The organism is Streptomyces sp. NPDC057099 (assembly GCF_042671245.1).
Taxonomy (GTDB): Bacteria; Actinomycetota; Actinomycetes; order Streptomycetales; family Streptomycetaceae; genus Streptomyces; species Streptomyces purpurascens.
Genome location: NZ_JBHUTX010000092.1, coordinates 1 through 9018, shown reverse-complemented (window position 1 = coordinate 9018; position 9018 = coordinate 1). Strand labels below are relative to the sequence as shown.

Annotated in this window: 5 protein-coding genes; all 5 read right to left on the bottom strand. The window is 68.8% G+C overall.

What is annotated here, in order from left to right; all coding sequences use genetic code 11:
- Window positions 1-1544: 1544 nt before the first annotated feature.
- Window positions 1545-2288 carry a VOC family protein gene (locus tag ACFT4A_RS42065; RefSeq protein ID WP_382841893.1) on the bottom strand — a complete coding sequence of 248 codons (744 nt, stop codon included), beginning with the start codon at window positions 2286-2288 and terminating at the stop codon, window positions 1545-1547.
- Window positions 2289-2363: 75 nt separating this feature from the next.
- Window positions 2364-2921 (bottom strand): telomere-protecting terminal protein Tpg, encoded by a 558-nt coding sequence (gene tpg / locus ACFT4A_RS42060; RefSeq protein WP_382841890.1) that lies wholly within the window; start codon window positions 2919-2921, stop codon window positions 2364-2366.
- Between the two features lie 3 nt (window positions 2922-2924).
- Window positions 2925-5033 (bottom strand): telomere-associated protein Tap, encoded by a 2109-nt coding sequence (gene tap / locus ACFT4A_RS42055; protein ID WP_382841887.1) that lies wholly within the window; start codon window positions 5031-5033, stop codon window positions 2925-2927.
- 126 nt (window positions 5034-5159) lie between these two features.
- Entirely contained in the window at window positions 5160-5753 is a 594-nt protein-coding gene (locus tag ACFT4A_RS42050) for a two-component system response regulator (protein WP_382841884.1), read from the bottom strand.
- Window positions 5750-9018, bottom strand: a 3269-nt coding sequence (locus ACFT4A_RS42045) for a HAMP domain-containing protein (protein WP_382841881.1), incomplete at its 5' end; no start/stop codon positions are given. The genes ACFT4A_RS42050 and ACFT4A_RS42045, both read right to left, overlap by 4 nt.

Below are 9018 nucleotides of genomic sequence, written 5' to 3'. Positions count from 1 at the left end.
GCCCTGCGCACCGCAGACCAGACCTGACCGGCCGCACTGTGCCTGCGCGCCACCATCGCAGGCATGGCGGAGGAATGCTGCCCGCGTGCGATGCGTCAGGTCGCGGAGGCCGTCGACGCGGCCCGGCCCGCCAACCGGCCGACCAGGATTCAACGCGATGCCGCCCCCGTCAGCGAACGTGGCGGACAGACAGCAACACCGGGAGGGATCTGTCCAGTCGCGGCTTCCGGGATCCGACAGATGAGCGATCCCACCAACCGCCATGACGTGGTCGTGGCAAACACCTCTGCTGTTCTTCGGCGGCACGTGAACGACCTCGACGCGGCCATGGCTTCTACGAACGGCTGACCGGCAAATCCGCAGCCCGGTTCCAGTTCGCCGACCTGCAGCTTGCCGGCTTCGGTGCATTCCTCCCATTCAGCGGGCCCGATGAGATTGCGAAGCGATTCGCCCGGGCGGCGGCCACCTTGGCCGTCCCAGACCTGGACACCGCCGTCGCATCCTGCGCATCCGCAGGAGCCAAAAGGATCGCCGCCGCGCAGGCCACGCCGAACGGGCGCCAGGCCATGCTGCGGCACCCGGACGCAGGCGTCTACGGATACATCAGCGGGTGACCTGGACGGACACGGCCTCGATACGAAATCCTGAGCTGTTACCGCGGCCTGGCCCGGACGAGACGGAACGACTCGGTGACGGCTTCGATGACCGCACCACGACACCGGAAAAGCCCACCGCCCGGCCGCCGGCGCAAGCAACCCCACGCCCGCGACCAGGACACCGCGAGCATCTACCGGATACCCCAGCAGCCCGTCAACTGACCGCAACACCCACTGATCAGGCCGGCCACCCGCCGGTGCACATCCACCGCGTCAGTACACACCCGATCCTCACCAGCCCCCAACCCCGCCAGCCATGACGGCTGGTCCCGCCGTGGGGCCGACCCACCGCCCACTCACCTGCCGCAACGCCACGAACCCGCCACGACGACCCCCCGCCGCCCATACGACAGCCAGCACCACCCACACCAGCACGGCCCCACAGCCAGGACCCAGCGAAACAACCAAACCTCCCCCCACCGACCACCGGAATCCAGCCACACACCACCCCACCCGGTACCTACACAGACAGAAACAACAGGAACAACACAGCACTGGAAAACCACCCCCACACCCACCACACAACAGCGCGGAACCCCACCAACAGCGTGGCCGCTCAACTCCTTGGCCGTAGGAGGGGCGTTTCCAGTCGCACGGCTCTCCGGCGAGCTCACCCCCGCCACAGGAAGATCGACCGTCACACTGCGTACGGGACCACAAGAAGTGGACCAGAGCCCGTAGACACCGACACAGCCACCCGCTTCTCCCCGCCCCGCACTCTCCCGCCTACGGTCGACGTCGAATCGCAGTCGGGCAGTGAGCTGGTCTCGCCCACTGCAGTCAGCTCTCGCCGCCCGAATCGGCCGAGAAGCCGCTGCCCAACACAGCCAGGGGCATGGCACATGAGCAGACAGGGCCCACGTTTCGGGGTGTCGCCAAGGCTGCGTGTCAGGGCCGGCCGAGGACGCAGAACTCGTGGCCCTCCGGGTCGGTCAGGCAGGTCCAGGGGACGTCGCCCTGGCCGAGGTCGAGGTCGGTGGCGCCGAGGGTTCGCAGGCGGGCCACCTCTGCTGCCTTGTCGTCACCGGGGTACGGCAGCAGGTCGATGTGAACGCGGTCCGGCACAGTCTTCACGCCGGGTGTGCGGAGGAACTCCAGATACGGGCCGACGCCCTTGGCGGAGCGCAATACCGCTTGATCGTCCGTCACCTCGTGCAGGGTCCAGTCCGTCGCCTCGCCCCAGAACCGGGCCATGGCCCGGGGATCCACGCAGTCGACCACCACCGCGGCGATCGGACCGGTGTCACGGTAGATCTCCCGCGGCTCCAGCACACAGAACTCGTTGCCCTCCGGATCGGCGAGGACCGTCCACGGCACGTCGCCCTGGCCCACGTCGGCGGGCGTCGCGCCGAGAGTCTGGAGGCGCGCGATCAACTCGGTCTGATGGGCCACGGAGGTGGTGGCGAGGTCGAGGTGCGCGCGGTTCTTTGTCGTTGTCTTGGGTTCGGGGACGGTGACGACGTCGACGCAGATGGCGATCGGGTCCGGCCACACGTAGCCACCGACGGGTTCAACGTTGGTCACACCGGGTCCCTCGCTGGAAACGCCCCAGCCGAGCGCCTCCGCCCAGAATCGGCCGACCGCCGAGTCGTCAAGAGCCTTCATGTTCACGTTGACAGGTCGCAGTGGCATGCCGACGATCTTATGCAGCCGCTCTGCAAGACGTCCGTGGGTCCGTCGAGCTGCCGTGTCTTCCGGGGGGTTGTGTCAGTAGTCGAGATCCAGGTAGTCGATGTCGTTGATGGCGACGTCCGACAGTCCCATCGCGCGGGCGCCGCCGTCCTGGAAGTACACGTCCTTGAATCCGTCGGCGATGATCTGCCGCATCTGCTGGTCGGTGGCGCCGGCCTCGCGTGCGTCGAACAGGCGGCCGGCGTACTCCGGTGGGAGGTGCACCGTGAGGCGGCGGAAGCGACCGTCGTCGGTTGTGCCGATCGGCGCGGTGTAGCCGAAGCGGGCCCTCGTCTCCACCGTGATCCCGCCGGTGGTGGCGGCCTGCCGCTGTCGGCGCTTGCGTACCTGCGGCTGCCAGCGGGCCCGTACCGCTTCGTCGATCTTCGCGGCGACGTCGACGCGGGGGTGCTTGCGGGCGCCGCGCCGGTAGCGGTTGACGGAGTCGGCGGTGACACCGATCTCCTGGGCGACGGCCTTCGCGCTGCCCAACTGCCGGATCAGATAGCCGATCTGGCCCTTCAGCGTCTTGGGTGGTTCCCGGGTGAAGGACTCCCGGTCCGCACGTTCGATCGCGTCCTCGATCTCCGTCACCGGTCACTCCCCCTCTTCCAGGACGGCGTCGCCGCCCTTGATGTGGCGGGCGGGGTTGTAGCCCGCCTCCATCAGGTCGACCGCCCAGGACATCTCCTGGACGCCTTCGAACTTCGCCAGGCCCGGGGTGGGGCCGAGGCGGAAGGTGCCGGGGATGGGCTTGCCGGACGTGCTGTAGGGGAGGATGTCGATCGGCGAGCGGGACGGCGAGGGGTAGACGACGCAGTCGGACAGCACGGCGAGTGGGTACAGGCCCGTCATCCTGGCCATGTTGTGCAGCTTGCGGTGCATGTTGACCCGGGCCTTGGAGATGACCGCGGCACGGATGTCCGGGCGCCAGGTCGGGCGCTCCATGGCCGGCCACGCATCGCCCTCCCGGTAGTCCTTGCCCTGGGGGCGCTCACGGAGCTTGCCGACTCCGCCCTTCACGGTGGCCTTGATGGCGGCGAGCACGGCGGCCAGGGCCGGGTCGGTCTCCTTGTGCCGCTCCATCGCCGCGAGGAACGCGCCGTCGTCCAGGTCCCGGGTGACGCCGAGGTCGGCCATGGTGTCGACGTACGCGGTCCGCAGCCGTTCGTGCCAGGGGTCCAGGTAGGCGCCGGTCTCTCGGCGCAGGTACGCCTCCAGCGGCTGGACGTTGTAGCCCAGTTCCTGCGCGTAGGCGACGGTGTGGGTCTGATACCAGGCCGGTCCGGTGGGAGGGGTGCCGGACGGTGTGAACGGGCTGGGCAGACGCGGGTCCAGCTCGACGTGCGAGAGGTCCACCAGCCAGGAGCCGGGAATCTTCGGGTTGAACACCGGGGCACGGAAGTGGTCCGGGGCGGACAGGCCGACCACCAGGCGGGCGGCGGAGGCGAGGAAGGCGGTGTTCAGGTCGAGCCCGAGGGCCCAGGGCAGGGAGACCTCGTCCCCGGTGAGGAGGTTGACGTCGCGCACCCACTGGTAGGCCTCCTCGTCGAGGAAGCCGCCCTTCCAGTCGTGGTGCACGACCAGGGGGTGCTCAGGGACGCATTCCGGTGGGGCCGGGTCGATCGGTTCCGTTCCGAGCGAGCCGGGGTTGTGCCCCGAACTCCACTGGCCGGTCGTACGATCCTGCACCGCGCGTGTGGGCGGGCGCAGTGCTGTCATCAGTTCCAGGCCGGAGACGGCCGTCGACCCGCGCGGGGTGAGGACCCGCTGTGCGTAGACGCCCAGGACGCGGGCGATGTCGGCCGGCTCCAAGTCCGTCACGCCGGGCCAGGACCGCTCGTCGAGGGCGTCCCAGGGCAGGATCGCGAGCTGCACGCACTGCCGTTGATTGCCCTGGGCCGGGCGGTACACGCGGGCCCACGGGCCGAATCCGCGTTTGGTCAGCTTCCACTTCGCTCTCGTGACCTGCTTGACGACGGGGTGATCCTCCGCCAGCCGCAGGCCCCTGCGGTCCTCCAACCGCTCGGGCAGTCCGAGCTTCACGGCGGCGGCCGCGGTGAGCACGATCAGCGGGTCGGCATCGCGGCCGTTGCGGTGCAGCCTGGACGCGCCGAGCCCTGACTCGCGCAGCGTCCATTCCACCAGCTCCGGGACCGTGGAGGCGGGGCAGTCCAGCACGATCCCGTCGACGCCGAATGCGGAGCCGTCACCGTCCAGGACGGCGAGCGGACCGTGCGGGAAGCCGGAGTCGACGGTGGACTTCGCGGCCCTCGGTGCGGCCGGGCGCTGCGACGACATCGCCGGGCGGGCGGGGCGCTGGGGGGTGGTCGGGACTGCGGGAGTCTCCACCGGCACGGCGCTCTCCGGTTCGGGGACGGGCTGGCCGGTGAGCGTGGCCGGCTCATCCGGCTTCGGATCCGGGACCGGGGCGGGCGTGGTGGGGGGAGCGCCGTGCGCGGGGTACTTCGCCGCCCAGCCGTTGAGCAGGCGCTGGTACGCCTCCAGGCGCGGCGACTTCGGCTCGCTCCTGCCGTTCTCGTAGTTCTTCACCGTCTGCGTCGACGTCTTCAGCGCGAGAGCGAGACGGGCCTGGGTGATACCGGCGGCCTCACGCAGCCGGGCGCGTTCCGCCGGAGGCGGGAGCTGCGGCTCCTCTTCCAACAGGGCGTCGACGGACGCGAACAGCTCTTCCTCGGTGGCCATGCGGATCTCCCTTCGCACGGCCACCCTAGCAATCCTTACCTCGTGATTTAACCTATTCCTTTAACCCAATCAGGCCTTGTTTCAGTGCAGGTGCAGGTGCGGGTGCGGAGCGGAAGCCGAATGTCCTTACTCAGTGCCGGTGCGTTCCGGCAGGAGGGTTCCCACCGCGCGCTCCACCTCTGCGATGCGGTCGGCGAGTGCTGCCGTGTCGGCTTCCGCTTCCGGTCTGTTGCGCAGGAGTATCTTGATCTCGGTGAGCTGTTGGGCGATCTCTGTGAGCCGGTCCGTGTCCGTGCCCGTCGCGCGCATCGCCAACTGGCGGTTCTTGCGGTGCAGATCGAGGAAAACGGTGACCTTGGTGCGCAGCACCCAGGGGTCGACCGGCTTGGCGATGAAATCGGCGGCGCCGATGGCGTATCCCCGGTAGGCGTAGTCGGCGCCGCCTTCGGTTCCGGTCACCAGGATGATGGGGACGTCCTTGGTCTGGTCGAGGCGCTTGATGTTGGCGGCGGTCTCGAAACCGTCCATGCCGGGCATGCGGACATCGAGGAGGACGACGGCGAACTCCTGTCTCAGCATGGCCTTCAGGGCCTGTTCGCCTGAGCGCGCGCGGACCAGGTGCTGGTGCAGCGGGCCCAGTACGGCCTCGAAGGCGATGAGGTTCTCCTCCATGTCGTCGACGATGAGGATGCTGCTGGGATTGGCCAGGTTGGTGTTCATCGTGCGTCCTCGGGCGGATCGTCGGCGGTGGTGTCCGGGGCCTGTGCGGGGGCCGGAGGGTCGTCCGGCGGGTCGAGCAGGTCGCAGATGGCCGAGAGCAGGCGGTCGATGTTCACCGGCTTGGGCACGTAGTCGTTGGCACCGCTCTCGATCGCCTTGTCGCGGTCCTGGGGCATGGCCTTGGCCGTGAGCGCGATGATCGGCAGGTGCGCGAGACGAGGGGTGTCCCGGATATGGCGGATGGTCTCGTAACCGTCCATTTCCGGCATCATGATGTCCATCAGGACCAGGGAGACGTCAGCGGCACGTTCCAGGACCTCCAGGCCCTCACGGCCGTTCTCCGCATACCGCACGGTGATGCCGACCCGGCCCAGTGCGTGGGTGAGGGCGAAGACGTTGCGGATGTCGTCGTCGACGATGAGGATGCGGCGGCCCGCCAGGACACGGCCGGGGCGGCCGCTGAGCCATTCCTTGAGCCGGGTGGTCTCCGGCCAGGTGTCCTCGCGGCCGTTGGCGGGTTCGGTGGCCTGTCCGCCCGTCAGGTCCTCCGCAGTGGTCTGTCCGCCCGTCAGGTCCTCCGCAGTGGTCTGTCCGCCCGTCAGGTCCTCCGGCAGATGCGGGGCCCGGGTGTCGGGCTGGAGGGCTTCCGTGCTGTCGAGCATGTGCCCGGGTGAGGTGCCCGCGACTGTGGCCGCAGGCGGCGCGGGCTCCGGGGGAAGGGCGGGCGCGGTGCCGACGGTGCGCAGGTCCGCGGGGCCCTGTACGGCGGTGGGGCCCGGGTGGAGGGCGGGGATGTAGAGGGTGAAGCGGGAGCCCACGCCCGGCTCGCTCTCGGCGACGATCTTGCCGCCGAGCATTCCGGCGATCTCCCGGCTGATGGACAGGCCGAGGCCGGTGCCGCCGTACTTGCGGTTGGTGGTGCCCTCGGACTGCTGGAACGCTTCGAAGATCATCGGAAGCTTGTCGGGGGCGATGCCGATCCCGGTGTCCTTCACGGAGAACGCGATCACGGCCTCGGCGTTCTTGAGCGTCTCCTCGGTGAAGTGCATGCCCAGCACACGGCTGACGCGCAGCTCCACATGGCCGTCGTGGGTGAACTTCACGGCGTTGGACAGCAGGTTGCGCAGTACCTGCTGCAGGCGCTGCTCGTCGGAGTAGAGCTCGGCCGGTACGTCCTTCTCGACGGCGATCTCGAAGCCCAGGCCGCGGTCGATGGTCAGTGGCCGGAAGGTGGCGTGGACGTAGTCGAGCAGCTTGATCAGCGGAAGGGTCTTGGGGCGCACGTCCATCCGCCCGGCCTCGATCTTCGACAGGTCGAGGATGTCGCTGATCAGCTGGAGCAGGTCCGAGCCGGAGCGGTGGATGGTGGTCGCGAACTGCACCTCCTGTTCGGCCAGGTGTCCGTCGGGGTTGTCGGCGAGCAGCCGGGCCAGGATCAGCAGGGAGTTCAGCGGGGTGCGCAGTTCGTGCGACATGTTCGCCAGGAACTCCGACTTGTACTGCGAGGCGGTCGCGAGCAGTGCGGCCTTCTCCTCGAGTTCGGCGTTGGAGCGCTGCAGTTCGTCGGACCGCTCGCGCAGCTCGGAGGTGAGCCGCTGGGACTCCGACAGCAGCGACTCCGTACGGGAGTTGGCGATGATCGTGTTGGTCGAGACGCCGATCGTGTTGACGAACTGGTCGATGAAGGCCAGGTGCACATCGTTGAACTTGCTGAGCGAGGCCAGCTCGATCACTCCGAGCACCTCGTCCTCGAAGATGATGGGCAGGATGACGATGCTGGCCGGGCGGGCGGTGCCGAGTCCGGAGTTGATGGTGATGTAGTCGGGTGGGACGTCCGTGATGAGGATGCGTTTCTTCTCCTGCGCGGCCTGTGCGATCAGCCCGCGGCCCGGGGTGCCGGTGCCCGGCAGCGGGCTGCCCCCGCCGGCCTGGTCCGTGCCGTATCCGGCGATGAACTGCAGTCCCTCGCCGGGCGGCGCCCCCGCTTCGGCCAGGAAGAACGCGCCGAACTGTGCGTTCAGCAGCGGGGTCAGTTCGCGCAGGATCAGGTCGGCGACCTCCACGAGGTCGCGGTGGCCCTGCATGAGTCCGGCCATGCGGGTCAGGTTCGACTCCAGCCAGTCCTTGGCGCGGGTGGTCTCGCGGAGGTTGGAGACCATGAGGTTGATGTTGTCCTTCAGCTCGGCGACCTCGCCCTGCGCCTCGACCGTGATGGCGCGGGACATGTCGCCCTGGGTGACCGCGCTGGCGACCTCCGCGATCGCCCGGACCTGGGTGGTGAGATTCAGCGCCAGTTCGTTGACGTTGGTGGTGAGCCGTTTCCACGTGCCGTAGACGCCCTCGACACGCGCCTGGCCGCCCAGCTGCCCTTCGCTGCCGACCTCCCGGGCGACGCGGGTGACCTCGGAGGAGAACGAGGAGAGCGTGTCGACCATCGTGTTGATGGTGGTCTTCAGCTCCAGGATCTCGCCGCGCGCGTCCACGTCGATCTTCTTCGACAGATCGCCCTGGGCGACGGCCGTGGCCACCTGGGCGATGTTGCGGACCTGCGAGGTCAGGTTGTAGGCCATGAAGTTGACGTTGTCCGTGAGGTCCTTCCACACCCCCGACGCCCCGCGGACCTGAGCCCGGCCGCCCAGCCGGCCCTCGGTGCCGACCTCGCGGGCGACCCGGGTGACCTCGTCGGCGAACGCCCGCAGCTGGTCGACCATCGTGTTGACGGTCTCCTTCAGCTGCAGGATCTCGCCGCGGGCATCGACGGTGATCTTCTTCGACAGGTCGCCGTTGGCGACCGATGTCGTCACCTGCGCGATGTTGCGGACCTGCGAGGTCAGGTTCGACGCCATGAAGTTGACGTTGTCCGTCAGCTCCTTCCACACCCCCGACACCCCGCGGACCTGCGCCTGCCCGCCCAGATTGCCCTCGGTGCCGACCTCGCGGGCGACCCGGGTGACCTCGCCCGCGAACGCCGACAGCTGGTCGACCATCGTGTTGATCGTCGACTTCAGCTCCAGGATCTCGCCCTTGGCCTCCACCGTGATCGTCTTGCCCAGATCGCCCTGGGCGACCGCCGTCGCCACCTGGGCGATGTTGCGGACCTGCGAGGTGAGATTGTCCGCCATGAAGTTGACGTTCTCGGTGAGGTCCTTCCACACCCCCGACACCCCGCGGACCTGAGCCCGACCGCCCAGCCGGCCCTCCGTGCCGACCTCGCGGGAGACCCGGGTGACCTCGCCGGCGAACGCCGACAGCTGGTCGACCATCG